At 69.2% G+C, this 25231-nt stretch carries 23 protein-coding genes; 9 read left to right on the top strand and 14 right to left on the bottom strand.

The genetic code is table 11. From position 1 onward, the window contains the following. Nucleotides 1-124 precede the first annotated feature (124 nt). The 5 genes from ASE68_RS19650 to ASE68_RS19630 all read right to left on the bottom strand — a co-directional run bounded on the left by ASE68_RS19650 (nucleotide 125) and on the right by ASE68_RS19630 (nucleotide 7226). The gene (locus tag ASE68_RS19650) at nucleotides 125-1600 is read right to left on the bottom strand and encodes a sugar porter family MFS transporter (RefSeq protein ID WP_055863379.1); all 1476 of its coding nucleotides are present in this window, start codon (nucleotides 1598-1600) and stop codon (nucleotides 125-127) included. Between the two features lie 47 nt (nucleotides 1601-1647). Continuing rightward, a complete protein-coding gene (locus ASE68_RS19645) occupies nucleotides 1648-3576 on the bottom strand; it encodes an ABC transporter ATP-binding protein (RefSeq protein ID WP_157421780.1) in 1929 nt (642 codons plus the stop codon). Nucleotides 3577-3775: 199 nt separating this feature from the next. Then, the gene (locus tag ASE68_RS19640; RefSeq protein WP_055863377.1) at nucleotides 3776-4774 is read right to left on the bottom strand and encodes a carbohydrate ABC transporter permease; all 999 of its coding nucleotides are present in this window, start codon (nucleotides 4772-4774) and stop codon (nucleotides 3776-3778) included. After that, the gene (locus ASE68_RS19635) at nucleotides 4771-5739 is read right to left on the bottom strand and encodes a carbohydrate ABC transporter permease (RefSeq protein ID WP_055863375.1); all 969 of its coding nucleotides are present in this window, start codon (nucleotides 5737-5739) and stop codon (nucleotides 4771-4773) included. The genes ASE68_RS19640 and ASE68_RS19635 overlap by 4 nt, the downstream gene beginning before the upstream one ends. A gap of 128 nt (nucleotides 5740-5867) precedes the next feature. Next, nucleotides 5868-7226: an ABC transporter substrate-binding protein gene (locus tag ASE68_RS19630; protein ID WP_055863372.1), complete on the bottom strand. Its 1359-nt coding sequence runs from the start codon at nucleotides 7224-7226 to the stop codon at nucleotides 5868-5870. 261 nt (nucleotides 7227-7487) lie between these two features. On the opposite strand from ASE68_RS19630, the gene ASE68_RS19625 reads away from it, so the two are divergent. Next, a complete protein-coding gene (locus tag ASE68_RS19625; RefSeq protein WP_055863369.1) occupies nucleotides 7488-8540 on the top strand; it encodes a LacI family DNA-binding transcriptional regulator in 1053 nt (350 codons plus the stop codon). A gap of 45 nt (nucleotides 8541-8585) precedes the next feature. Here ASE68_RS19625 and ASE68_RS19620 read toward each other — a convergent pair whose 3' ends face one another. Further along, nucleotides 8586-9899, bottom strand: coding sequence for an MFS transporter (locus ASE68_RS19620; protein WP_082462549.1), 1314 nt, complete (start codon nucleotides 9897-9899; stop codon nucleotides 8586-8588). Beyond that, nucleotides 9896-10351, bottom strand: coding sequence for a MarR family winged helix-turn-helix transcriptional regulator (locus tag ASE68_RS19615; protein WP_235481342.1), 456 nt, complete (start codon nucleotides 10349-10351; stop codon nucleotides 9896-9898). The genes ASE68_RS19620 and ASE68_RS19615 overlap by 4 nt, the downstream gene beginning before the upstream one ends. Nucleotides 10352-10593: 242 nt before the next feature. On the opposite strand from ASE68_RS19615, the gene ASE68_RS19610 reads away from it, so the two are divergent. The 6 genes from ASE68_RS19610 (at nucleotide 10594) to ASE68_RS19585 (ending at nucleotide 17941) form a co-directional block, all read left to right on the top strand. After that, a complete protein-coding gene (locus tag ASE68_RS19610) occupies nucleotides 10594-11523 on the top strand; it encodes a carbohydrate ABC transporter permease (RefSeq protein WP_055863366.1) in 930 nt (309 codons plus the stop codon). Further along, a complete protein-coding gene (locus ASE68_RS19605; RefSeq protein ID WP_235481325.1) occupies nucleotides 11510-12445 on the top strand; it encodes a carbohydrate ABC transporter permease in 936 nt (311 codons plus the stop codon). Before ASE68_RS19610 ends, ASE68_RS19605 begins: the two co-directional genes overlap by 14 nt. 103 nt (nucleotides 12446-12548) lie before the next feature. Then, on the top strand, nucleotides 12549-13883 hold the full coding sequence (locus ASE68_RS19600; RefSeq protein ID WP_055863364.1) for an ABC transporter substrate-binding protein: 1335 nt from the start codon (nucleotides 12549-12551) through the stop codon (nucleotides 13881-13883). 264 nt (nucleotides 13884-14147) lie between these two features. Beyond that, on the top strand, nucleotides 14148-16100 hold the full coding sequence (locus ASE68_RS20005; protein ID WP_082462548.1) for a DUF6807 family protein: 1953 nt from the start codon (nucleotides 14148-14150) through the stop codon (nucleotides 16098-16100). Further along, nucleotides 16097-17242, top strand: a complete 1146-nt coding sequence (locus ASE68_RS19590) for a Gfo/Idh/MocA family protein (protein WP_055863362.1) — start codon at nucleotides 16097-16099, stop codon at nucleotides 17240-17242. Before ASE68_RS20005 ends, ASE68_RS19590 begins: the two co-directional genes overlap by 4 nt. A gap of 90 nt (nucleotides 17243-17332) precedes the next feature. Beyond that, nucleotides 17333-17941, top strand: coding sequence for a peptidoglycan-binding domain-containing protein (locus ASE68_RS19585; protein ID WP_055863360.1), 609 nt, complete (start codon nucleotides 17333-17335; stop codon nucleotides 17939-17941). Nucleotides 17942-18066: 125 nt separating this feature from the next. Here the strand turns inward: ASE68_RS19585 and rplL are convergent, their stop codons facing one another. The 7 genes from rplL to ASE68_RS19550 form a co-directional block, all read right to left on the bottom strand. Next, entirely contained in the window at nucleotides 18067-18444 is a 378-nt protein-coding gene (gene rplL / locus ASE68_RS19580) for a 50S ribosomal protein L7/L12 (protein ID WP_055863358.1), read from the bottom strand. Between the two features lie 48 nt (nucleotides 18445-18492). Continuing rightward, nucleotides 18493-18981: a 50S ribosomal protein L10 gene (gene rplJ, locus ASE68_RS19575; protein ID WP_055863357.1), complete on the bottom strand. Its 489-nt coding sequence runs from the start codon at nucleotides 18979-18981 to the stop codon at nucleotides 18493-18495. A gap of 309 nt (nucleotides 18982-19290) precedes the next feature. Further along, nucleotides 19291-20136, bottom strand: a complete 846-nt coding sequence (locus tag ASE68_RS19570; protein WP_055863354.1) for a hypothetical protein — start codon at nucleotides 20134-20136, stop codon at nucleotides 19291-19293. After that, entirely contained in the window at nucleotides 20133-20717 is a 585-nt protein-coding gene (locus tag ASE68_RS19565) for a signal peptidase I (protein WP_235481322.1), read from the bottom strand. The genes ASE68_RS19570 and ASE68_RS19565 overlap by 4 nt, the downstream gene beginning before the upstream one ends. Beyond that, nucleotides 20714-21280, bottom strand: a complete 567-nt coding sequence (locus tag ASE68_RS19560; RefSeq protein ID WP_055863352.1) for a hypothetical protein — start codon at nucleotides 21278-21280, stop codon at nucleotides 20714-20716. The genes ASE68_RS19565 and ASE68_RS19560 overlap by 4 nt, the downstream gene beginning before the upstream one ends. Nucleotides 21281-21342: 62 nt before the next feature. After that, the gene (locus ASE68_RS19555) at nucleotides 21343-21945 is read right to left on the bottom strand and encodes a hypothetical protein (RefSeq protein ID WP_055863349.1); all 603 of its coding nucleotides are present in this window, start codon (nucleotides 21943-21945) and stop codon (nucleotides 21343-21345) included. Nucleotides 21946-22043: 98 nt separating this feature from the next. Continuing rightward, nucleotides 22044-22697 (bottom strand): hypothetical protein, encoded by a 654-nt coding sequence (locus ASE68_RS19550; protein ID WP_055863347.1) that lies wholly within the window; start codon nucleotides 22695-22697, stop codon nucleotides 22044-22046. 245 nt (nucleotides 22698-22942) lie between these two features. Here ASE68_RS19550 and ASE68_RS19545 point away from each other — a divergent pair, with 245 nt between their 5' ends. Both ASE68_RS19545 and ASE68_RS19540 read left to right on the top strand, forming a co-directional pair. After that, entirely contained in the window at nucleotides 22943-24703 is a 1761-nt protein-coding gene (locus tag ASE68_RS19545) for an MDR family MFS transporter (RefSeq protein WP_369800128.1), read from the top strand. A gap of 10 nt (nucleotides 24704-24713) precedes the next feature. Next, nucleotides 24714-25217 carry a MarR family winged helix-turn-helix transcriptional regulator gene (locus ASE68_RS19540; RefSeq protein WP_235481317.1) on the top strand — a complete coding sequence of 168 codons (504 nt, stop codon included), beginning with the start codon at nucleotides 24714-24716 and terminating at the stop codon, nucleotides 25215-25217. Nucleotides 25218-25231 lie beyond the last annotated feature (14 nt).

The following is a 25231-nucleotide window of genomic DNA, read 5'->3' as shown; positions in this document are numbered from 1 at the left end:
TTCTCCCCTGGGTGTCGTCATCGTGGTGCGCCATGCGAGGCCCGCTCAGCGGGCGCAGGGCGCGACAGGTCATGGTCGGTCGAAGCGACGACAACAACAACACGTGAGCAGCACGAGAGACACCCTACCCTGCGGCGGCTTGGCTCGCTCGACGACGTTTGTCGCGCGCCGTGCCGGCCGCGAACACCGCCTCGGAGTCCTCGAGCGCCATGCCCTTGGTCTCGGGCACCTTCCAGAGCACGAAGATGAACGAGAGCACCGCGAAGGCCGCGTACATCGAGTAGGTCCAGAACAGCGAGAACTCCGACATGGCCGGGAACGACACCGTGACGAGGAAGTTCGCGATCCACTGCGCGGCGGCCGCGAGGCCGAGCGCACGCCCACGGATGCTGTTCGGGAAGATCTCCCCGAGCAGCACCCACACGAGCGGGCCCCACGAGAAGCCGAATGCGACGACGAAGAGGTTCGCGGCGACGAGTGCGACCGGGCCCCATGCGCCCGGAAGGCTCACCTCGCCGTCGACCGTGACCGAGTTGGCGAACGCGATCGCCATCGTCGCGAGGGTCACCGCCATGCCCGTGGAGCCGATGAGCAGCAGCGGGCGCCGGCCGACCTTGTCGACCAGGGCGATCGCGATGAAGGTCACCACGATGTTCGTCACCGACGTGAACACGCTGATCGTGAAGGAGTCGGACTCGTCGAACCCGACGGCCTTCCAGAGGGTCGTCGAGTAGTAGAAGATCACGTTGATGCCGACGAACTGCTGGAACACCGACAGCAGGATGCCGATCCACACGATGCCCTTGAGGCCAAGCACGGGGCCGCGCAGCGTGCCCTGCGACTCGGCGACCTCGTCCTTGTGCAGGGATCCGGTGATGTCGGCGACGGCCTTCGCCGGGTCGGGGGTGCCGATGCGCTTCAGCACCTCTTCGGCCTGCTTCTCGCGACCTGCCTTGACCAGGTAGCGCGGCGACTCGGGCAGCAGCAGGGCGATAACGCCGTAGACGATCGAGGGCACCGCGCAGGCGATGAACATCCACCGCCACGCCTCGAGGCCGAACCAGAACGGCTGGTCGGCGCCGCCCGCGGCCGCCGCGAACAGCGAGTCGGAGAGCAGGGCGGCGAAGATGCCGAAGACGATCGCGAGCTGCTGCAGCGACGCGAGCCGGCCGCGGATCGCACTCGGCGAGATCTCGGCGATGTACGCGGGCGCCACGACCGAGGCGATGCCGATGCCGACGCCGCCCAGCACGCGCCAGATGATCAGGTCGACGACGCCGAAGGCGAAACCGGCTCCGAGCGAGGAGATGAGGAAGAGCACGGCGCCGATGATCATCACCGGGATGCGGCCGAAGCGGTCGGCCAGGCGCCCGGCGAGCTCTGCACCGAGCGCGCAGCCGAGCAGGGCGCTCGCGACGGCGAAGCCGGTTATCGCCGCCGAGAGGGCGAACTCGTCTTGGATGGCGTCGACCGCGCCATTGACCACCGAGGAGTCGAAGCCGAACAGGAATCCGCCGACGGCGCCCGCCGCTGCGAGCCCGATGACCTTCCGGTTGACGCCCTTCGGCAGCTTCTGCGCATCGCTGTTGGCACCGCTCATCGGATCCCCCTCGCCCTCATCGGCGTTCCCCGGCCGTGCTGTCGAGCCTAGCGCCAACCCGTGCTCGTGGGCAGTTGCTCCTGCTGACGCGAGAGCGTCGCGTACACGCCGTCGGCGGCGACGAGCTCGGCGTGCGTGCCGCGCTCGACGATGCGGCCGGCGACCACGACGAAGATGACGTCGGCCGCGACGACCGTCGAGAGCCGATGCGCGATCGCGATCGTCGTGCGACCCTTCGCGGCGTCGTCGAGCGCCTGCTGCACGACGCGCTCGGAGATCGTGTCGAGCGCGCTCGTCGCCTCGTCGAGCACGAGCACCGGCGGGTCCTTCAGCAGCACGCGCGCGATCGCGATGCGCTGCTTCTCGCCGCCCGAGAGGCGGTATCCGCGTTCGCCGACGGTCGTGTCGTAGCCGTCGGGGAACGACGCGATCGTCTCGTGGATGTTCGCCGCGCGCGCCGCGGCCTCGAGCTCGGCATCCGTCGCATCGGGCTTCGCGTAACGCAGGTTCTCGGCGATCGACGCGTGGAAGAGGTAGGTCTCCTGGCTGACGATGCCGATGCTGTCGACCAGGGAGCCGTGCCGCAGTTCGCGCACGTCGTCGCCCGCGAAGCGCACCGTGCCCCCGGTCGCCTCGTAGAGACGCGGAACGAGGTACGACACCGTCGTCTTGCCGGCGCCCGACGGGCCGACGAACGCCGCGTACTGGCCCGGCTCGATCGCGAAGCTCACGCCGTCGAGCGTGGGCGTCGTGTCATCGGTGGCGTCGGGGTACCGGAAGGTCACGTCCTCGAACTCCACCCGCCCGAGCTGGGGGCCTGGCGCCACCTCGCGGGCGTTCGGGGCATCGGTGATCGCCGGGCGGAGGTCGAGGTACTCGAAGATGCGCGCGAACAGCGCACTCGAGGTCTGCAGGTCGAGCGAGACGCGCATGAGGGCCATGAGCGGGAACAGCAGGCGCGCCTGCACGGTCGTGAACGCCACGATCGTGCCCGCCGTGACATCCGGAGCGCCGTTCGAGATCAGCAGGCCGGCGACGAGGTAGACGATCGCGGGGATCGAGGACATGAAGATGTTCACCAGCGCGAAGAACCACTGGCCCGTCATCTGCTGACGCACCTGCAAGCCGATCTGGTTGCGGTTCTCGGCGGCGTAGCGGTCGATCTCGTTCTGCTGGCGGGTGAAGGACTTCGACAGCAGGATGCCCGAGACGCTCAGCGTCTCCTGCGTGATCGCGGTCATCTCCGACAGCGACTCCTGCGTCTGGCCCGCGATGCGCGCGCGCACCTTGCCCACCCGGCGCTGCGCGATGACCATGAACGGCATCAGCACGAGCGCGACGAGCGTGAGCTGCCAGTTGAGCAGCCACATCGCGATGAACGCGGAGATCACCGTGACCGTGTTGCCGAGCACGCTCGACACGGTGTTCGTGAGCACCGACGCCACGCCGCCGACGTCGTTCTGCAGGCGAGACTGGATGACGCCGGTCTTCGTGCGCGTGAAGAAGCTGAGCTCCATCGACTGCAGGTGCGTGAACATGCGCACGCGGAGCGCGCCCATGACCTTGTTGCCGATGGTCGAGGTGAGCCAGGTCTGCCAGACCGCGAGCAGCGCCGAGACGATGTAGACGGCCATCATGGCGCCCACCGTCCACGCCAGCACGGGGATGTTCGGGGCGGTCACCTGGCCGGGTTCGGCCGGGTCGACCGGGAAGAGCCCGTCGTCGAACGCGCGCTGCGTGAGCAGCGGAGGGATCACGCTGAGCCCGGCGGCCACCAGCACGAGCACCACCGTGAGGGCGAGCGCAGAACGGTGCGGCGCGAAGAGCTCGGAGATGCGGCCGAGCAGGTTCGGGATCACGGGTGCATCGGCGTTCGCGGCGCGCTGCGCCGACTCGTCGGCGGCCGAGATGCGGGTGCGCGGCTTGCCGAACTTGCCGGTCTGGGCGCCGGGCGGCCCGTCGCCGGCTCCATGCATGCTCATGGGCCAACCCTACGTCGGCCCTGGGACCCTCTCCCCTCTCCCACCTTTTCAGGACCACATCGGTCATGCGCGCAATATGCAGCCATGACCGCTGTGGTCCTGAAAAGGTGAGGGGGCAGCTGGTTCAGACAGTGAACGGATGCCGCGAGCCCCCGCCCGCGGCATCCGTCTCCCCCTGCTCTCGGTGTCGGACCTACCCCTTCGTCGACCCCGCGAGTAGCCCTCGCACGAAGTACCGCTGGAGGCTGAAGAACACGATCAGCGGAATGATGATCGAGATGAAGGCGGCCGCGGTCAACAGCTGCCAGTCCTGCCCTCTCGTGCCGGTGAGCTCCGCCAATCGTTGGGTGAGTGGCGCGACGTCTTGCGTGCCGCCGGAGAAGATCAACGCGACGAGCAGGTCGTTCCAGACCCAGATGAACTGGAAGATCGCGAACGACGCGATCGCCGGAACCGAGAGCGGCAGCACGATGCGGAAGAAGATCTGCCCGTGGGTCGCGCCGTCGACCCTCGCGGCCTCGATGACGTCGGCCGGGATCTCGGAGATGAAGTTGTGCAGCAGGAAGATCGCGAGCGGCAACCCGAAGATCGAGTGCGCGACCCACAGCGGCAGGTAGTTCTGCTCGGGGATGATCGGCACGACGTCGTGCAGCCACGCCTGCATCGGCCGCAGCACGGTCGAGAAGATCTGCAGCAGCGGCACGAGGGCCATCTGCAGCGGGATGATCTGCAGCGCGAAGATGACGACGAACAGCACGCCCACCCCGCGGAACCGCATCCACGCGAATGCGTAGGCCGCCATCGACGCGAACACGAGCGGGATGATCGTCGCGAGCAGCGCGATCGCGATCGAGTTCACGATGTACGAGCCGAGCTGCGGCGATGACGACGACGTCGACAGCAGCACGTCTTGATAGTTCTCGAGCGTGAAGCCCGGGTTGGTGAAGATGGTCCACCAGCCCGTCGTGCGGATCAGCTCCGCAGGCCGGAACGACGAGATGAAGAGGCCGAAGGTCGGGATGGTCCAGAGCAGCGCGATGATGATCGAGGCGATCGTCGCGGTGCGCGAGGTGAGCCGCTTCTTGACCCGGATGGTCTTCGGTTCGACGTATCCGGAGGCCTCGGCGTCGGCGGTCGCGTCGAGTGCGCCTCGGTTCTTGCCGACCGGCAGGTCGGGCGGGGCGATGCTCATCGGATCTCCCTCTGCTTGCGGAGCACGTTCACGTTGTAGATGACGATCGGCAGCACCATGACGAAGAGGATGAGCGCGAGCGCCGAACCTCGACCGATCTCGCTCGCACGGAACGCCTGGGTGTACATCTCGTTGGCCACGATGCTCGTGTTGAAGTTTCCGGCGGTCATCGTGCGCACGATGTCGAACACCTTGAGCGTCGCGATCGAGATCGTCGTGAGCACGACCACGAGCGATCCGCGGATGCCGGGCACGATCACGTTCGTGAAGCGCTGCCAGCCGTTGGTGCCGTCGAGCTGGGCCGCTTCGAGCTGCTCGGTCGCGATGCCCTTGATGGCCGCGCTCAGCACGACCATCGCGAAGCCGGTCTGCACCCAGATCATGACCACGATCAGCAGGATCGTGTTGATCGGGTCGGTCTGCAGCCACTGCACCGGTTCACCGCCGAAGGCCACGACGATCGCGTTCAGGAGGCCGATCTGCTCGCGGTCGCCGGAGCGGTACTCGTAGACGAACTTCCAGATGACGCTCGCGCCGACGAACGAGATCGCGATCGGCATGAACAGGATCGCCTTGTAGAACTTCTCGCCGCGTGAGCGATCGATGAAGACCGCGTACGCGAGCCCGACGGCCGTGGCGAACGTCGGCACGAGCAGCACCCAGATGACGGTGTTGATGAGCGTGCGGATGGCGGCGGGCTGCGTGAACGCCCACACGAAGTTGTCGAACGTGAAGTCGCCCGCGTTGGTCTGGAACGCGAGGATGCTCGTGCGGATCGCCGGATAGATCAGGCCCACCGACACGAGGATCAGCGCCGGCGCGAGGAACCCCACCAGCTGCCAGTAGTCGCGCCCCTTCTTGGGCGCCTTGTCGATGAAGAAGATGAGGAGGCCGACGATCGCCGCGAACACGACGAGCCCCATCACCACCTGCAGGATCTTGCCGAGGAGATCGGCCGTGGTCATCGCGCCTCCCGAATTCTTCGTTGAAATTCAGTCACTGAAGGTGGGTTCGCCGAGGGGTGGGGCTCTTCGAACCCCACCCCTCGACTATGCCGTACGCCCGCCTTGCGCCGGGCGCGACACGGGGTCGATCAGCTACTCGGCCACGTGGACTCGATGGTGTCGAGCACCTGCTCGGTGCTCTCTCCGCCGACCCACGAGACGATGCCCTTCCAGAAGGAGTCGGCGCCGACGGCACCGGGCATCAGGTCGGACCCGTCGAACCGGAACGTGGTCTCGGGATCCTGGAGGATCTCGATCGACTGCGTCAGCAGCTCGCTGGATGCGTTCTCGGGGTCGACGCCCTTGTTGGCGCTGATGACGCCGCCGAGGCTCACGCGGTTGTTGGCCCAGAGGTCGCTGGAGAGGTAGGCGCGGAACGCCTCGACCTCTTCGGCGTCACGGAACGCGACCGGGAACTCGCCGCCGCCGGTGACGGACAGCGGGTCGTCGGCGTTGGCCGGCGGGAGCAGGAAGCCGAACACGTCGCCGTCGGACGCGACCTTCACGTCGTCTCCGCCGTCGGGGTTCCAGAAGGTCTCGTAGAACGAGGCCTGGTGGTGCAGCGAGCACTCGCCGTCGAGGATCGGCAGACCCGCGGTCTGGAACGCCTCGGTGACCTGCGTCGACACGTCGCCGATGCCGCCGTTGACCATGTCCTCGTTCTTGAGGTAGCCACCGACCGCGTCGAACGCGGCGGCGACCTGCGGGTCGTTGAACGGGATCTCGTGCGTGACCCACTGGTCGTAGGCGTCGGCGCCGTTCAGGCGCAGCATGTAGTCCTCGACCCAGTCGGTGCCCGGCCAGCCGGTGGCCTCACCGGACTCGAGGCCGACGCACCACGGCTTGTGGTCGCCGTCGGCCGCGATGGTCTCGGAGAGCGTGGTGAGCTCGTCGAGGGTCTTCGGGATCTCGTAGCCCTTCTCCTCGAACTCGGCCGGCGAGTACCAGACGTAGCCCTTGATGCTGGCCATGAGCGGTGCCGCGTAGAACGTGCCGTCGTAGGTGCCGTAGTTCTTCCAGTCCTCGGACCAGAACTCGTCGACGTTGTCTTCGACCGGCTGCGACGCCGGGATCAGCCAGCCGCCCTCGGCGAGACGCGCGAGCAGCCCCGGCTGCGGCACGATGCCGACGTCGGGGGCGTTGCCGCCCTCGGCGAGCACGGCGATCTGGGCCTCGAACTCGCTCGAGCCCTGGTACTCGACCGAGATGCCCGTGCACTGCTCGAAGTCGGCCCACGACTCGTTGAGTCGGTCGGCCTCGAGGTCGAGGATGGTGCCCGCGACCGTGACCTCGGCGCCGTCGAACGTGCCGTAGGTCTCGTAGTCGGAGCAGTCTGCGTCTGCGGAGCCTTCATCTGCGATGTCACCGGTGCAGGCCGTGAGCGTGAGGCCGATTGCTGCGGCCGCCACGAGCGACGCCGTCAGCCGGCGGTGCCCTCTGAGTCTCATGTCTTCTCCTCGTCGAGTAGCGAATGTGGTGCAGGGGCGGATCCGGAACCGGTTCCATCGTCAACGGTAGGGGACGCGTGCGAGACGGCACAACCCGTGCGCCATCACGATCCGGCCACATGATGACCTCCCGGTCACGGTGAGATGAGAACGCTCTCTCTCCGGAGCCCCGCCATTGGACACCACTCCGGAACCGGTTCCACCTTTCACGCCGGGAGCACTAGCATCGTGAGCGGATGCTGCCCGAGGGAGGGAGGCGCGATGCCGGCCATCAGCGATGTCGCGCGACTCGCGGGCGTCTCGAAGGCCACCGCGTCGCGCGCGCTCTCGGGCCGAGGCCACGTCGCGGAGCAGACCCGACTGCGGGTCGTGCACGCGGCATCCGAGATCGGCTACATCGCCTCGCCCGACGCCGCGAGCCTCGTGACGGGGCGGACGAAGAACATCGGCGTGGTGATCCCGTTCGTGAACCGCTGGTTCTTCGGGGCCGTGCTCGACGGCATCGAGCGCACGCTGCTCGCCGCCGGATACGACCTCACGCTCTACAACCTCCCGATCTCCGGGCCCGACCGGTCGCGCGTGTTCGACTTCTTCCTCGCCCGCAAGCGCGTCGACGCGGTGATCGTGATCGGCGTCGACCTCAGCGACGGCGAGATCGGCGGGCTCGAGCGCCGCGAGAAGCCCGTCGTCTGCATCGGCGGCAGCGGCGAGGTGACCGCGCGCCTCTCGATCGACGACCACGACGTCGGCGTGCTCGCCGCCTCGCACCTGCTGCACCTCGGGCACACGCGCATCGCGCACCTCGCGGGCCTCGGCGCGATGAGCGCCCCTCGCAGCGTTCCGGGGCTGCGGGCGGCCGGCTTCCTCGAGGCGACGGATGCCGCGGGCCTCCCCCTGCGCTCCGAGGAGGATCCGGCGGGCGGGCCGGGTGCGATCGTCGTCGAGGCGGCCATGAGCATGCCCGGCGGGTTCGAGGCCGGACTGCAGCTGCTCGGACACCCGGCGCACCGGCCGACCGCGGTGTTCGCGGCATCCGACGAGATGGCGTTCGGGGTGATCCGGGCGGCCGAGCGACTCGGGCTGTCGGTGCCGCGCGACCTCTCGGTGATCGGCGTCGACGGGCACGAGCACGCCGAACTGTTCGACCTCACGACGATCGCGCAGTCGCCGAGCGATCAGGGCCGGCTGGCCGTCGAGGTCGCCCTGCGCATGCTCGGCGGCGAGGCCCAGGCCGACCCGCTGCCCGACTCGGGCGCACCCATGCCGACGCGGCTCATCGTGCGCGGCAGCACCTCGCGCCCGGTCGCCGGCTGACGGCCGGCGAAGCCGGGACGCGCCTCATCGCGCCGGGGCCGCGGCTCAGGTCGCGTCGCCCGCGGCGATCGCCTCGGCCTCGACGAGTGCGGGCTCGGACGCGCCGTCGACCCGACGAAGCGCGCGGTGCCCGAGCACGACGATGAGGGTCGCGACGACGACGGAGCCGGCGGCCGCGTAGTACGGCGCCTCGGGCGAGATGAGGCGCGCGAGCTCGGCCGCGGCCGGCGGCGCCACCGCACCGCCGAGGAACCGCACGGCCGAGTAGGCGCTCGACGCGACCGAGCGCTGCAGGTCGGTCGCCTCCATGACGCACTCGGTCAGCACCGTGTTCAGCACGCCGAGCACGAGTCCGCCGACCACGATCCAGACCACGAGCCACGCGGGCGACGAGATCGACAGGCCCGCCGCCGCGAGCACGACCGCCAGCATGGGCAGCGCGATCCAGAGCACGCGGGTGCGCGGCATCCGTGCCGTGAGGAGCGGGGCGACGAAGACCGAGGTGATCGCCAGCGCGACGCCCCACCCGAAGAACGTGAAGCCGAGCCCGAGCGCGTCGAACCCGAGCGGGAACGGCGAGTACGCGAGCAGCACGAAGAAGCCGATGTTGTAGAACAGCGCCGCCCCGGCGAGCACCGCGAGCGCGGGCTGCCGCAGGGCGCGGATCGGAGCCGACAGCCTCGTCGGCACCGGTCGCTCGCCTTCGGGCTCGCGCCGGAGCAGCACGAGGATCGCGATGAACCCGATCGCCATGAGCACCGCGGTGCCGAAGAACGGGCCCCGCCAGCTGAGGTTGCCGAGCAGCCCGCCGAGCAGTGGCCCGATGGCGATGCCGAGCCCGAGCGCGGCCTCGTAGAGGATGATCGCCGACCCGGTGCCGCCCGAGGCGGCGCCGACGATCGTCGCGAGCGCGGTCGAGATGAACAGCGCGTTGCCGAGGCCCCAGCCGGCGCGGAAGCCGATGATCTCCTCGACGTTCTGCGAGAGCCCGGCCGCTGCGGCGAACACGACGATGATCGCGAGCCCGATGAGCAGCGTCTTCTTCGCGCCGATGCGGCTCGAGACCCAGCTCGTGCCGAGCATCGCCAGGCCGGTGACCAGCAGGTAGCTCGTGAAGAGCATCTCGGTCTCGGTCGGCGTTGCCTGCAGGCTCGCGGCGATCGCGGGCAGGATCGGGTCGACGAGCCCGATGCCCATGAACGCGATGACGCTGGCGAACGCGACGGCCCAGACGGCCTTCGGCTGCTTCAGGATCGAGCCGGTCGAGCCGTGACCGGAGCCGTGGGAGCCGTGGGAGCCGTGGCCCGAGCCGTGCGCGGCGACGGGTGCGACGGGGATGGAGGCGGTCTGCGCGCTCATGCCGACTTGCCCTCGCGGAGCGCCTCGCGGGCGCGCTCGAGGCGCGATCGCACGATCTCGACGGATGCCGCGAGCGTCGCGACCTCGTCGTCGGTGAGGTCGTCGAACGTGGGCTCGAGCGCCTCGGTGATCTCGTCGCGCCAGGCCGTGAGCGCCGCGATGCCGGAGGGGTCGGCCGAGATGAGCCAGGCCCTGGCGTCGCCCGAGTCGGCGATGCGCCGGATCCACCCGCGCTCGTCGAGCGTGTGCACGAGCTTGGTCATCGTGGGCTGGCTGACGCGGCTCACCAGGGCGAGCTCGCCGAGGCGCATCGGGCCGAGGTCGCGCAGCACGCTGATGGTGCGCCAGATCGCGGGCGACTCGGCATTGCCGCTGACGGATGCCGCGAGTCGCGTGAGGCGGTTGTTCACCGAGATGAGGTCGCCGAGCACGGCGCGGAGTTCTGAGGTCACGAACCGATTATACATAGCCAAGCTAAGTAATCTCGTGAAGCGCTTTCTCGGATTCGCATCTCCAGCGGGATGAGTTTCGGGAAAGCGCTTGCGGATGCCCGGATTCCTCGTGTAGAACTACTGGACGAAGGCGAGATAGCGCTTTCTGAGAAGTGATCGACGTCGATGACTGGAGACACCGTGGTTTCCCCCACCCGAGCCGATGTCCGCCATGCGGGCTGCGGCGCACCAGAGGCCCCCCGATGAGCGCGCTCGGCGAACTCCGCCGCGTGAAGGGCCAGCCCGTGGCGCGGCAGCGAAAGCAGAACAAGGTCGCGTTCCTGTTCCTCCTGCCGTGGTTCATCGGGCTCGCGCTCATCACCGTGGGGCCGATGATCGCGTCGTTCGCCCTCTCATTCACCAGGTACAACCTGCTGAGCCCGCCCCGCTTCAACGGCCTCGACAACTACGTGCGCATGCTCGAGGACGAGCGGCTGCACAAGGCCCTCGCCGTCACGTTCCAGTACGTGTTCGTCTCGGTCCCGCTGCAACTCGGACTCGCGCTCCTCCTCGCGATCGTGCTCGACCGCGGACTCCGCGGCCTCTCGCTGTACCGATCGGCGTTCTACCTGCCGTCGCTGCTCGGAGCGAGCGTCGCGATCGCGATCCTCTGGCGCCAGCTCTTCGGCGTCGACGGCCTCGTCAACATCGTGCTCGGCTGGTTCGGCATCGAGGGCCAGGGCTGGATCTCCAACCCCGAGACCGCCCTCGGCACCCTCATGATCCTCAACGTCTGGACCTTCGGCGCACCGATGGTGATCTTCCTCGCCGGGCTCCGGCAGATCCCCGTCATGTACTACGAGGCGGCATCCGTCGACGGCGCGAGCCGCCGGCAGCAGTTCCGGCACATCACGCTGCCGATGCTCACGCCGATCATCTTCTTCAACCTGATCCTGCAGCTCATCGGCGCGTTCCAGTCGTTCACCCAGGCGTTCGTCGTCTCGGGCGGAACGGGCGGCCCGGTCGACTCGACGCTGTTCTACACGCTGTACCTCTACCAGCAGGGCTTCGCGAACCTCAACATGGGGTACGCCTCGGCCATGGCCTGGCTGCTCCTGGTGATCGTCGCCGCGCTCACCGCCATCAATTTCTGGGCCTCGAAGTATTGGGTGTTCTACGATGACCAAGACTGACCCCTCGACCGACCACGCGCCGATGACCGAATCGGTCGTCACCGGGCTCCCGCCCGAGCTCGTGCGCGAACAGCGCCGCCGCCGGAACCCGTTCCGGAAGCCGGTCACGAGCATCCTGCGCCACGTGTTCCTCATCGCGGCGGCCGTGCTGATGCTCTACCCGGTGATCTGGATGGTCGTCAGCTCCTTCCGGCCCAACGAACTGATCTTCCGCGAGCCCGGCCTCGTCTTCGACAGCTTCGAGATCTCGAACTACGTCGACGGATGGAACGCCCTGACGTACCCGTTCAACGTGTACCTGACGAACTCGGCACTCGTGGTGGTCGGCTCGATCGTCGGCAACCTCGTCTCATGCTCGCTCGCGGCGTACGCGTTCGCGCGGCTCGAGTTCACGGGCAAGAAGTTCTGGTTCGCGATCATGCTGCTGAGCATCATGCTGCCGATCCACGTGATCATCGTGCCGCAGTACGTCCTGTTCTCGCAGCTCGGCTGGGTCAACACGTTCCTGCCGCTCATCGTGCCGAAACTGCTCGCGACCGACGCGTTCTTCATCTTCCTGATGGTGCAGTTCATCCGCGGCATCCCGCGGGAACTCGACGAGGCCGCACGCATCGACGGGGCGGGGCATCCGCGGATCTTCCTGCAGATCATCCTGCCGCTCATGGTCCCGGCCCTCGCGACGACCACGATCTTCACGTTCATCTGGACCTGGAACGACTTCTTCAGCCAGCTGATCTTCCTGACGAAGCCGAGCCTGTACACCGTGCCGCTCGCGCTCAACGCGTTCCAGGACGCGCAGAGCTCGACCGACTTCGGCGAGCTGTTCGCGATGAGCGTGGTCTCGCTCATCCCGATCTTCCTGATCTTCCTCTTCGGCCAGCGATTCCTCATCAAGGGCATCGCCACGACGGGGATCAAGTGACCGGCCCCTCCGGTCGCACCACCAGCACCAACGGCAACACCGGCAACACCAGTACGACGCTCATCTCCCGAGCAACCCAGACAGCACCAGGAAGGATCCGACCATGCGAGGCATCACACGACGCCGTGCCGGGTTCGTCGCAGCCATCGGCGCCGCGACGCTTCTCCTCACGGCGTGCGCCGGCAACGACGCCGGCGGCGAGGGCGCAGCCCCCGAACTCGAGCTCAGCGACGAGCCAGTGACCCTCTCGTTCACGTGGTGGGGCAACGACACCCGCCACGCCATCACCGCGGAACTCATCGCGGCGTTCGAGGACGAGCACCCGAACATCACCATCGAGCCGCAGTACACCGACTGGGACGGCTACTGGGACAAGCTCTCGACCTCGGTCGCCGCCGGCGACATCCCCGACATCATCCAGATGGACGAGAAGCAGCTCTCGACGTACGCGGCCAACGGCGTGCTCTCCGACCTCGGCGGACTCTCGTCGATCCTCTCGACCGAGGACTACCCGGCCGCGGTCCTCGGCACCGGAGCACTCGACGGCACCCAGTACGGCGTGCCCGTCGGCATCAACTCATACACGATCATCGCCAACAAGGACCTGCTCGACCAGTACGGCGTCGAGGTGCCCGACGACACGACCTGGACCTGGGACGACTTCATCGCGACGGCCGAGGAAGTGGCCAAGGCCTCCGGCGGCTCGACCGTCGGCACGCAGTCGTGGGGCTTCGAGGACGGCGGCCTGAACAACTGGCTGCGCCAGCAGGGCGAATCCCTCTACTCGACCGACGGCGAGGTCGCCGCGACCGAGGAGGGCCTCGCGAGCTGGTGGCAGTTCCTGCTCGACGCGACCGAGGCGGGCGCCACGCCCGACCCCGCCGCGACGATCGAACGCGAGTCCGGCGGCCTGGCCGAGTCCTTCACGGGCACCAACGCCTCGGCGTTCGGCCCGTGGTGGTCGAACCAGGTCCAGGCGCTGCGCGACGCGAGCGGACAGGACCTCGTCGCCCTGCGCGTGCCGACCGACGCGAACGCACCTGAGGGCTGGGCCTACTACAAGCCGTCGATGTTCTGGTCTGCGTCGGCCAAGACCGAGCACCCCGCAGAGGTCGCCACGTTCCTCGAGTTCCTCTCCAACAGCGAGGAGGCGGCGGACCTGCTGCTCGCCGAGCGCGGCGTGCCCGCGAACGAGAAGATCCGCGAGTACATCACGCCCAAGCTCGACGAGGTGAACCAGACCGTCGTCGGGTTCCTCGACGACCTCGCCCCCGAGGTCGGCGATGCCCCGCCGGCCACCCCGCCGGGCGGCGGCGCCATCGAGGCCATCATCGACCAGCACACCCAGAAGGTGCTCTTCGGCGAACTGACTCCCGAGGAGGCCGCGGCGAGCTTCCTCGTTGAGCTCCAGCGGGCCCTCGACGACGCCGCGGTCTGATCCGGCGGGCCACGCCCGCCCCTGATGTGGGCGGGTCGCGAGACGGAACTCCTCGCGACCCGCCCCACCCCGACGGCCCTCCCGGACCGTCAGTCCCCGAAAGGGAACGGATGCCGCGACCTGCCTGCCGCGGCATCCGCTCCACCGGAGGAGCGGTGATCCTCTTCACCGCTCCTCCACCCCTGCTCGAGACTCGCTCGATCAGGGAACGTCCCACCCGCGCCGTCGGGTGCAGGATCGAACCAACCACCGACGGAGGTCCACGTGCCGAACCCGCCCCACCGGCAGGTCACCATCGCCCAGGTGGCCGAGTACGCGGGCGTCTCGCAGGCCTCGGTGTCGCGAGTGCTGAATCGCAACCAGACGGTCGACCCGTCGATCTCGGCCAAGGTGCTCGATGCGATCGACAAGCTCAACTACTCCCCCAGCCAGATGGCCCGCAACCTCGTGCGCGGCCGCAGCAACACCGTCGCGCTCGTCGTGCCCGACCTCGAGAACCCGATGTTCCAGGGCGTGCTCAAGGGCCTCAGCCGCGAGGCGGCCCGCGACGGCTACCGCGTACTCGTCGCCGACACCGCCGAGCGGGTCGCCGACGAGGAGGAGATCGCGATCGAGGCGAGATCGCGCTGCGACGCGCTCGTGCTCGTCTCCCCGCGCATGCCCGCCGAACGCCTCGAGGCGCTGCTCGCCAGGTCGGGCCCGATCGTGGTGGTGAACCGCCCGGTGCGGAGCGACCCGGCCGCCGAGCTGTCGATCGACTACGCCGACGCCGCGCGCACCCTCTGCGAGCACCTGCTCTCGCTCGGGCACACCCGTCTCGCGTACGTCGCCGGGCCGCCGCAGTCCCACGCCGACGCGATGCGCCGGCGCGGCCTCTCCGAACTCCTCTCGCGCAACCCCGAACTCCACGTCGAGGACATCGCGGGCGGCTCCCAGATCGAGGACGGCTACCGCGCCGCCGAATCCGTGCTCTCGTCCGGAGCCACGGCGGTCGTGGGCTTCAACGACCTGATCGCCCTCGGGCTGCTCGCCCGCCTGCGCGAACTCGGCGTCGACGTGCCGGGCGAGCTCTCGGTCACCGGCATCGACGACGTGCCGCTCGCGAAGTTCTCCGCGCCTCCGCTCACCACGATGTCGGTGCCGCGCATCGAGCTCGGAGCGCAGTCGTGGCGTCGCCTGCGCGATGCCATGGCCGGCTCGCCGGCGACGCATCCGCTCTCGTACCGCACGATCCTCCAGGTGCGCGGCAGCACCGGACCGGCGCCGGAGGCCACCGGATGGCTCTCGCCCGGCCGCCCGATCCTCCGCATCGGCGACCGCGTGGTCGCCCGCTACGAGGAGGGACGCAGCATCGACTCCGTGCTCTCGCCCCGCCCGTTCCTGCACCCGGTCGAGACGCTCGGCGGAACCCGCGTCACCGACAGCCACCCCACCGACCACCTGCACCACTTCGGCATCGGCGTCGCCCTGCCCGACGTGAACGGCACGTCGTACTGGGGCGGGCGCACCTACGTGCAGGGCGTCGGCTCGATCATGCTCGAGAACCAGGGCATCCAGCGCCGCGACGACCTCGAGATCCGGGGCGACGCCCTCGTCGAGCGCCTCACGTGGATCGACGAACGCGAGATCGCCCAGCTGAGCGAGGTCCGCCGGCTCACCGGCCGCCAGGCCAAGGTGGGCGAGCGCGACGCGTGGATGCTCGGCTGGCGATCGACGCTCGCCGCGAACTTCGGCGCGCTCACGTTCGGCTCGCCGGCCACCAACGGCCGGGCCGGTGCCGGCTACGGCGGCGTGTTCTGGCGCTTCCCGAAGTGGGACGCGACGGTCGTCACGCGCGACGGCGTCGGCGAGGCCGTCGCCCACGGCTCCCGCTCGCCGTGGCTCGCCGTCGCGGACGCCCAGCGCAAGGTGACGGTGCTCCTCGCGCAGCCGGCCGACCGCGAACCGCTGCCCTGGTTCGCCCGGGTCGCCGAGTACCTCGGCATCGGCCCGGCGCTCGCGTGGGACGACCTCGTCGCGGTGCCGGAGGGCGGGCGCCTCGAGCTCGGCCTCGACGCGCTCATGATCGACCGGATCATCACCGATCCGGCCGAGCTCGAGCAGCTCGCGACCCGACTCGGCGCCGAGGCGAACGCGGACATCCCCGGCCTCGACCTCAAGCCGGCGCTCGCGAACCCGAACGGGATCCGCAAGCACGTCGACGACGTGGACGCATGACCGAGGCGCCGCTCAGGGTCGGCATCGCCGGCATCCACGGACACGGCGCGAGCCACGTCGCCGCGGCGCTCGACCTCGTGCGCGCCGGGAGCATCGAACTCGCCGCCGTCGCCGATCCCCGGCCACCGGAGGCCGACATCGACGGCGCGGCCGCCTACCGGGACGCCCTGGAGATGATCGGGCGCGAGTCGCTCGACATCGTCGTGCTGTCGACGCCCATGCACACGCACCTCCCCCTCGCCCACGCGGCGCTGCGGGCCGGAGCCCACGTGCTGCTCGAGAAGCCGCCGACGCCGACGCTCGCGGATTTCGAACGCCTCGTCGCGGCATCCGCGGAGACCCGAAGGGCGGTGCAGATCGGCTTCCAGAGCCTCGGCTCGTCGGCGATCGCGGCCGTGCGCGACCTGGTCGCTTCCGGTGCCGTCGGCGAGCCCCTCGGCTACGGCGCGCTCGGCACGTGGGCGCGCACCGAGCAGTACTGGCGGCGCGCGCCGTGGGCCGGGCGTCGCACGCTCGAGGGTCTTCCGGTCGTCGACGGCGCGGTGACGAATCCGCTCGCCCACGGGGTCGCCACCTCGTTGGCCGTCGCCGGCGCGACGTCGACGACGGATGTCTCGGACGTGCACCTCGATCTCCACCGCGCGAACGACATCGAGGCCGACGACACGTCGTCGCTCGTCATCGACCTCGCCGAGGGGCGGCGCGTGGCCGGAGCGTTGAGCCTGACGGCCGGCGCCCGCTCGGAGCCGTGCGTCATCGTGCGCGGCTCGGAGGCCACGCTCGTGCTCTGGTACACGCAGGACCTCGTGCAGCTGTTCCGGCCGGGATCCGCGGTGCCCGCGACGACGTCGCACGCCCGCACGGGCCTGCTCGAGAACCTCGTCGACCACGTGCGGCGCGGTGACCGGCTGCTGGTGCCCGTCGCGGCGACGGGCGCCTTCATGCGGGTGCTCGAGGCGGTGCGCACCGGCGCGCCGGCGCATCCGATCGATCCGCGCTTCTTCGACCGGGTGACGGATGCCGATGGCGACCGGCGCGTGGTGCGCGACCTCGAGGCGTGGTCGGAGCGGGTCGTGCTCGAGGGGAGGACGTTCCGCGAGCTCGGCGCACCGTGGGCCGTGGACGCAGCGCCGGCCGCGTAGCGTCTCGGGACCTGCTGGCGGCCCGGGCCGCCGAGTCGTAGGATCCGGATCTGCGGCCCCCTGTCGCATGCCCCGACGAAGGAGCAGATCATGACCACCGAAGCTGCCGCGACGATCTCGTCGACCGACGGCATCACCCTCCAGCGGCTCGCCAGGGCCGGCGGGTACGACGGTCCGAACGACGGCGCCCCTGGCCCGAACACGTGGAGGGCGCTCCAGCAGACCGGCAAGGGCTACGGGTACAGCGGCAGCATCGACGGCGCACCCGGACCGGCCACGTTCAGCGCCCTCCAGCGCCTCGCGGCCGAGGGCGGGTACACCGGCCCCGTCGACGGCGTCATGGGCACGGCGTCCTGGAAGGGCGTGCAGACCGTGCTCGCCGGCTTCGGGTACGCCGGGCCGGTCGACGGTGCGCCCGGACACGACACGAACGCGGCGCTGCAGGTGCTGGGCCGCATCGGCGGCTACTTCGGGCCGTACGACGGCGTGCTCGGACCGAACTCCTGGAAGGGCGTGCAGACCGTGCTCGCCGGTGCCGGCTACACCGGCCCCATCGACGGCACCGCCGGGCCGAACACCTGGAAGGCGCTGCAGCGCATCGCGAAGCGCGGCGGGTACGCGGGGCCGATCGACGGCGTGCCCGGACCGAACACGTACGCCGGGCTCGCCGAACTGCTCGTGCGCAGCGAACACGACTGAGCATCGCGAGGAACAGCACACCGAGAACGACGGATGCCCCGTGGCTCATGACGAGCCACGGGGCATCCGTTCGGTTCAGGTGACGCAGGTCACCTCAAGCCGCAACCCTCTCGCGAGGGCGGGAATTACTTGAGGGTGACGGTGGCGCCGGCGGCCTCGAGGGCCTCCTTCGCCTTCTCGGCGGCTTCCTTGTTCGCGCCCTCGAGCACGGCCTTGGGAGCGCCGTCGACGACGGCCTTGGCCTCGCCGAGGCCGAGCGAGGTGAGCTCGCGGACGGTCTTGATGACCTGGATCTTCTTGTCGCCTGCGGCCTCGAGGATGACGTCGAAGGAGTCCTTCTCCTCAACCTCTTCAGCAGCAGCGCCAGCGCCGCCGGCAACGGCGACGGGAGCGGCAGCGGTGACCTCGAACTTCTCCTCGAACGCCTTCACGAACTCGCTGAGCTCGACAAGCGTCAGGCCGGCAAACTGCTCGAGCAGCTCTTCGGTGGTGAGCTTCGCCATGATGTATCTCCTAATAGATGGGGTTTGTAGAACGAGATCGTCGGGCGCTTACGCGGCCTCGGCGGTCTCCAGCTTTTCGCGAAGCGCGTCGATGGTGGCGGCAGCCTTGCCCATCGTCGCCTTCATCATTCCCGCTGCCTTCGCAAGCAGAACCTCACGGCTCTCGAGCGAGGCGTACTTGTCGACCTCGTCGGCGTTGAGGGTCTTGCCCTCGAAGACGCCGCCCTTGATCACAAGATTCGGGTTTGCCTTGGCGAAGTCACGAACGGCCTTGGCGGTGGCGACGAAGTCGCCGTGCACGAAGGCGACGGCGGACGGACCGGTGAGGTCGTCGTCCAGCGTCGAGATACCCGCGTTGTTCGCGGCGATCTTGGTCAGCGTGTTCTTCACCACGGCGTAGCTCGCGTCCTGACGGATGCTGTTGCGCAGCTGCTTGAGCTGTGCAACCGTCAGGCCGCGGTATTCGGTCAGCAGAACGGCTGCGGAGCTCTCGAACAGGTTCGTGAGTTCGGCAACCGAGGCTTCCTTGTTCGCCATGGCCACTCCTTGTGTACTCAACGTGCATCACTGTTGCGATGCACGGCTTCGGATCACGGCTGGCGACGAGGTCTCGCGGACAAACAAAAAGGCTCCGGCGCAGTTGCGCGGAGCCTGGCCCGATTCGCATCGGAAAGTCTTCGTCACACCTGCGCGGGCCCTTGCTTTCGCAAGACTTCGGTCGGCTCTTCGGGTGTGGAACCCGAGCGGCGCGACAACCAGCGGTCTTCGGCTTCGGACAACATTACCGGATGTCGCGTGCTCGGCCAAATCGACGCCGGTCGGGTCGTCTCCGGGGAGCCCGGCGCCCTATGGGGCGTCCGGCGCCGTCGGCGGTTGCAGGCACACCGCACGAACGAGGTCGCGATCGCCCCATGGCGCGGCGATCATGCGCGAAGAGTCGTCGCCGACGACGTCGAAGACGTACGGATCGCCGGCGACTGGCGTCGCCACGGCCTGAGACGCGGTGAGCTCCGTCCGGCCGGCGAGTTCGGCATCGGTGTAATAGTCGAGCATGTCGACCCGCGTGCTCCAGACGATCGCCCACGGGAAGGTCGTCGCCACGTGGATCGACACGCAGGACTGGACGCCGAGTGGCGCCCTCGAGACCTCGACCTCGTAGAGGGCTGGATCGTCTGGCAGTTGCGGCCCACTGGTCGTCGTGCAGTACCCGATGCCTCCGATACTGGCCCCCGGCTGCACGATCTGCGTGTCCGCCTCGATTCCGCCGATCCGCCAGACGCCTGTTCCCGCATCGAACGAGATCGTGCGGATACGGTCGAACGAGAACGCACCCGGCACCGTCGGGTCGAGTCCCCACAGCGGCGGGAGGTCGACGTCGAACTCCACCCACCACTCGAGCGGCTCCGCGGTGGTGTTCGTCACGGACATCCGCTGCACGCAGACGTCCGCGTCGTTCGGCGCCTGCGTCGGCTGCTGCAGCACCGAGAACTCGAGGCCAGGCGACATCGCGATCGGGTCGTGCGAGGTCTCGGCCGCGGGCGTGAACGTCTCGAGCGAACTCGCCTCGGCGTGGAACGTCGTGCGGTCGACCCACGCCGCCGTCGTCGTCGAGATCGACGCGGCGCCGCCGACCATCGCCGCCATCGCCGCGAACGCGGCGAGCGCCCGCCACCGACGTACCCGGGCGCTCATGCGCCGCCCCCGCTCACCGATGGCGCATGCTCGACGGATGCCGCGGCATCCGTCGGGGAGTCCGCACCGTCATCCGCCTCGTCGTCGCGCGGCCGCCCAGACGGCAGCATCGCGAGCCCCACGAGCGCGGCGAGGGCGATCAGCAGCGGGATCGCCACGGGCGGTCGGCTGATGGTCTCCACGACGAAGCCGCCGCCCGGGACGACGAACAGGGGTGTCGGCACTCGGGAACCCGCCGGGACCGCGTATGCCTCGGCATCCGCTGCGTCGTTCGCGTCGCCCTTCATCGTGACCGCGAACCCGCCGGCGCTCGGCTCGATCGCGACCACCCGGTGCGTCACGAGCTTCCGCGTCTGCGTGCTCGTCAGGGTGATCACGTCGCCGGGCGTCACCTCCTCGATCGCTCGAGGCACGCCGACGACGAGGTCGCCCGTTCGGATGCCGGGCTGCATCGAGCCCGAGACGACGATGAGCGGGTGCAGGAGGCCGAGCGCACTCGCGCCCCACATCAGCCCCGACAGCACGCCGAGTCCCGCGAGCACCCAGAGCATGGTGCTCCCGATCGCGCGCAGCACCCTCATGGCGTCCCCTCCGAGGCGCGCGCGCGACCTCTGGCGGCTGCGACACCGGCCAGCAGCGCGCCGGTCGCGAGCAGCGCGACCCCCCAGACGAACGCGGCGAGCGAGGCACCGGTCGGGGCGAGCCCGTCGTCGTCGGCGACGAACGTGAGCCGTCCGAGCGCCGTGCCGTCGTCGTCGGGCGATACGTCCGCAGCGGCGACGACCGTCACCGACACGTCGAGCGCACCTGCCGACATGGGCGTCTCGACGAAGCCGGCGAGCGCGGTGCACACGTCGTCGCGGCAGACCGTGACGTCGAGCGAGCCGTCGGCCAGCAGGCCCGTGCGCTCCACCCATGCGATCGAGGTGAGGGTCGCGTCGCGCTCGAGGGTGGCGACGGCGGACTCGGTGCGGGTCTCGCCCGGCGAGAGGTCGTCGAACACGAGGGTGAACTCCACCGGCTCGACGGCGCGAGAGGTGGTTGCGGCTCCGACGGCGAGCAGGAGGGCACCGGCGAGCACGGCGAGCATCGCGGCGGCCCACGTGAGGGCCCCGCGACGCACGTGCGTGCTCGTGCTCGACATGCGAACTCGTCTCAGCCTGCCGCGGCATCCGTCACCGGATGCGCGGGAAGGATTCCGCCCTGCTACGGGGTGGGAACCGTCGAACCGATGAACTGCAGCGGCACAGCGGGTGACGTGACGTCCTGCATGGCATCGTCGGCGGGCGAGACCCAGTCGGGCGTCTGCACCACGACCCACAGGCCGAGCGTGTCACCCGCCGGGATGACCGTCGTCGTATAGGCGGTCGTCCCGGCCTCGTCCGTGAACACGCCGATCGCCGCGGGCGACGACGGAGTGGTCAGCGACGGGTCGAAGAGCGGGTTGCCGGTCAGGTCGAGGGTGGCCAGCTCCACGCTCAGGTCGACGGTCGAGTCGTTCCAGAGCCAGATCTGCACCGCACGGGTCTCCTCCGGCACGAGATCGGCGAACGACGCTGCAGGGATCACGACGGCCGTGCTCTCCTCGTCGGCCTCTTCCCATGCCGCGTCGCCGGGAGCGGGTTCGGTCTCGCCGACGGCGCCGAGCAACTCGATGGACGACGTGTTCGCGGTCGCGCTGAACCAGACGTTGTCGGTCCAGGCCGCGGTGGTGATCGCGGCCCCGACGCCGAGCACGGCGACGGCCGCGAGCGAGATTCCGGTGATGAGCCGACGCTTGCGCGCCTGCTCGGGAGTACGAGTTGACATGTCATTTCCCTTCGTCTGCGACCGCCAGGCCGAGGTTCGCGGCCGCCTCCCCCGGGTGGCCGCCTGTGGTTGTCGAGTTGTGGAGGTTTCGAGGTCGGTCAGTCGGTCGTCACGCCTTCGGTGGTCGCCTCGAGGACGAGGGCGAGCTGCCCGGCCCTGCCGGCGTTCTCCTGAGCCCAGTCCTCCGGCGTCGTCACGGTGACCGTGATCGTCAGCCAGTCGCCGCCGCGGAGCACCCACCCGTCGATCGACGGGACGACCGTGCCGTTCCGGTCGATCGCCGAGACCGCGACGGTCGGCGGATCGGGGAACAGGTTCGCCCCCGTCCAGGACACGTCGGCCGCGTCGGCCGCGTCGAAGAGCATGCCGAGCGGCAGCGAACCCGCGTTGCGGACCCAGATCGTCGCGCTCCTCGATTGCCCGGGGCCGAGGTTCTGGAAGTCGATGGCGGGCGGCACGAAGCGCTCGATCTCGCCGCTGTTCGCGGGGTCGGGCCCGGGGAACTGCTGCCAGTCGAGACCGTCGGGCACCGGTCCCGGGTTCGCGGGATCGAGGTAGTCGACCGCCCCCTGAAGGTCGATCGTGCCGGAGGAGACGGTGGTGGTGAAGAACGTGCTGTCGGTCCAGGCCGCCATGGTGGCCGCGGCGCCGGCGCCGGTGACGACGAGGGCGGCGAGCGCGAGTCGGATGAGCCGCAGGCGCCGACCGACGACCGGACTGCTGCGGTGCCGCACCGACTCATGTCCCGACATGCCGACCCACCCCCCCAGGCGTTCTGCGACGAGCCTAACGCCGGGTGCGACGTGCGCACCAGACCGGTCGGCAGCCTTCGGTGGCGGCCGAGCGGGCAGCGACCCGCGGCATCCGTGCATTCGACCGGTGCCGGAGGGAATAGTTGACCGAGGTCCAAAGTTGACTCAATGCAACCATTTATATATAGTTGTTGAATATCAACTATGTGGAACACGCAAGACGTAAGGAATCGCACGTGACTTCAGTGGCAGAACAGCCCACGACCGGCACCACGCCGGTCGTGCCGGACGCGCCGGCGCAACGCACCCCCCGCGAGGTGATCATCGCCATCTCCGGCCTGGTCGTGGCGATGTTCGTCGCGGTCATCTCCGGCACGGTCGTCTCGACCTCGATGCCGCTCATCATCGCCGACCTCGGCGGCGACCAGACCGCCTACACCTGGGTCATCACCGCGAGCCTGCTCGCCATGGCCGTCTCCACCCCGATCTGGGGCAAGCTCGCCGACCTGGTGAACCGCAAGGCGCTGCTCATGGCGGCGATCGGCCTGTTCGTCGTCGGCACCGCGATCGCGGGCTTCGCCCAGGACACCTCGACCCTCATCGCCGTGCGCGTGATCCAGGGCCTCGGCGCGGGCGGCCTCATGTCGCTCGTCATGATCCTCATCGCCGTCATCATCTCGCCGCGCGAGCGCGGCAAGTACATGGGCTTCGTCGGCGGCATCATGGCCGTCGCGACCATCGGCGGCCCGCTGCTCGGCGGCGTCATCACCGACGCCTGGGGCTGGCGCGCCAACTTCTTCCTGCCCGTGCCGCTCGCGATCATCGCGCTCATCGTCATCTCGCGCACCCTGCACCTGCCGCCCATGCCGAAGCGCGCCGTGAAGATCGACTACCTCGGCATCGTGCTGCTCGCCGTCGGCGTCTCGCTGCTGCTCGTCTGGGTGTCGCTCGGCGGCAGCGAGTTCGAGTGGGACTCGATGACGAGCTACGTGATGATCGGCGTCTCGGCGCTCGCGATCATCGGCTTCATCATCACCGAGTTCTTCGTTCCCGAGCCCATCGTGCCGATGACGCTCTTCAAGAACCGCACCTTCACGCTCGCCGTGATCGCCTCGGTCGCGATCGGCGTCTCGATGTTCGCCACGAGCGTGTTCCTCGCCCAGTACTTCCAGCTGGCGCGCGGCGCGACCCCCACCGAGTCGGGGCTCATGACGATCCCGATGATCGTCGGCCAGATGGGCGCCTCGATCGTCATCGGCGCACTCATCAGCAAGTTCGGCAAGTGGAAGCGCTTCATGCTCCTCGGTTCGGTGCTGGTCGTCGCCGGCTCCTACCTCATGACGACGCTCAGCTACGACACCGACTACCTCTGGGTCAGCGTCTACATGGTCGTGCTCGGCGCCGGCCTCGGCATGGTCATGCAGAACCTCACGCTCGTCGTGCAGAACGACACCCCCGCCTCGCAGCTGGGTGCCGCGAGCTCGAACGTGAACTTCTTCCGTACGATCGCCGGCACCATCGGCGTCACGATCATGGGCTCGCTGCTGGCCACGCAGGTCACGACGCACATCACGTCCGGCCTGAAGAGCTACACGCCCACCTCTCCTGAAGACGTCGACGCCCTGAAGGGCCTCGCCGGCGGCGGCATCCCCCACGTCTCCGAGCTGCCCGACGGCATCCGCGTCATCATCGAGAACGCCTACGGCAACGGCATCGCCGACGTGTTCTGGGTGGCCGTGCCGCTCGCGGTGCTCAGCGTGATCGCCATCGCCTTCCTGCCGAACAAGGCGCTCTCGACCAAGACCTCGGCCGAGCAGCTGAAGGAGGAGTTCGAGCAGGTCGCGATCGACCTGGCCGAAGCCGAGATCGGCTCGCCGGTGACCTCGTCGATCCAGCTCGTCGAGACGGATGCCGCGGCAGACGCCCCGACGAAGGCGACCGCCGGCGCGGGCAACCGCCCGACGACGCCCGGCTCCGACACGGCCGACACCACGACCGCCCGATAGCATGACGCTCGTGACCGAGGCATCCGACCACACCGCGAAGATCGAGTCGATCGAGCTGATCGACACGATCGACACGGAGGTCGACGAGGCCATGGCCGGCGCCGTCGCCGAGGTGGAAGACCAGTTGAGCATGCTGTTCAGCCGCATCCGAACGGTCTGGAAGGAGGCGGCGCTGCAGGTCCACCCCGATCTGCAGCCCGCCGGCTACAAGCTGCTCTCGGCGATCACGCGGCTCGGCACCACGAACGCGCATGTGCTCGCCGAGATGTTCGAGATGGACAAGTCGGTCGTGAGCCGGCAGATCCGCATGCTCGAGGAGCTGGGTCTCGTCGAGACCCGCGCCGACGAGCGCGACGGGCGCGTGCGCGTGCTGGTCGCGACGCCCGTGGCGATCGAGCGGGTGCAGCACGTGCGCGATGCCAACCAGCAGCGCCTGCGCGATGTGCTCGCGGGCCGGCCCGAGGCGGAGCTCCGCCGCTTCGCCGACCTGTTGCGGAGCATCGGCAACGCCTGACCCCGGTCACGGCG

It is taken from the genome of Agromyces sp. Leaf222 (genome assembly GCF_001421565.1).
Taxonomy (GTDB): domain Bacteria; phylum Actinomycetota; class Actinomycetes; order Actinomycetales; family Microbacteriaceae; genus Agromyces.
The sequence above is the reverse complement of the archived record's forward strand: the minus strand, read 5'-3'. Positions and strand labels throughout refer to the sequence as shown.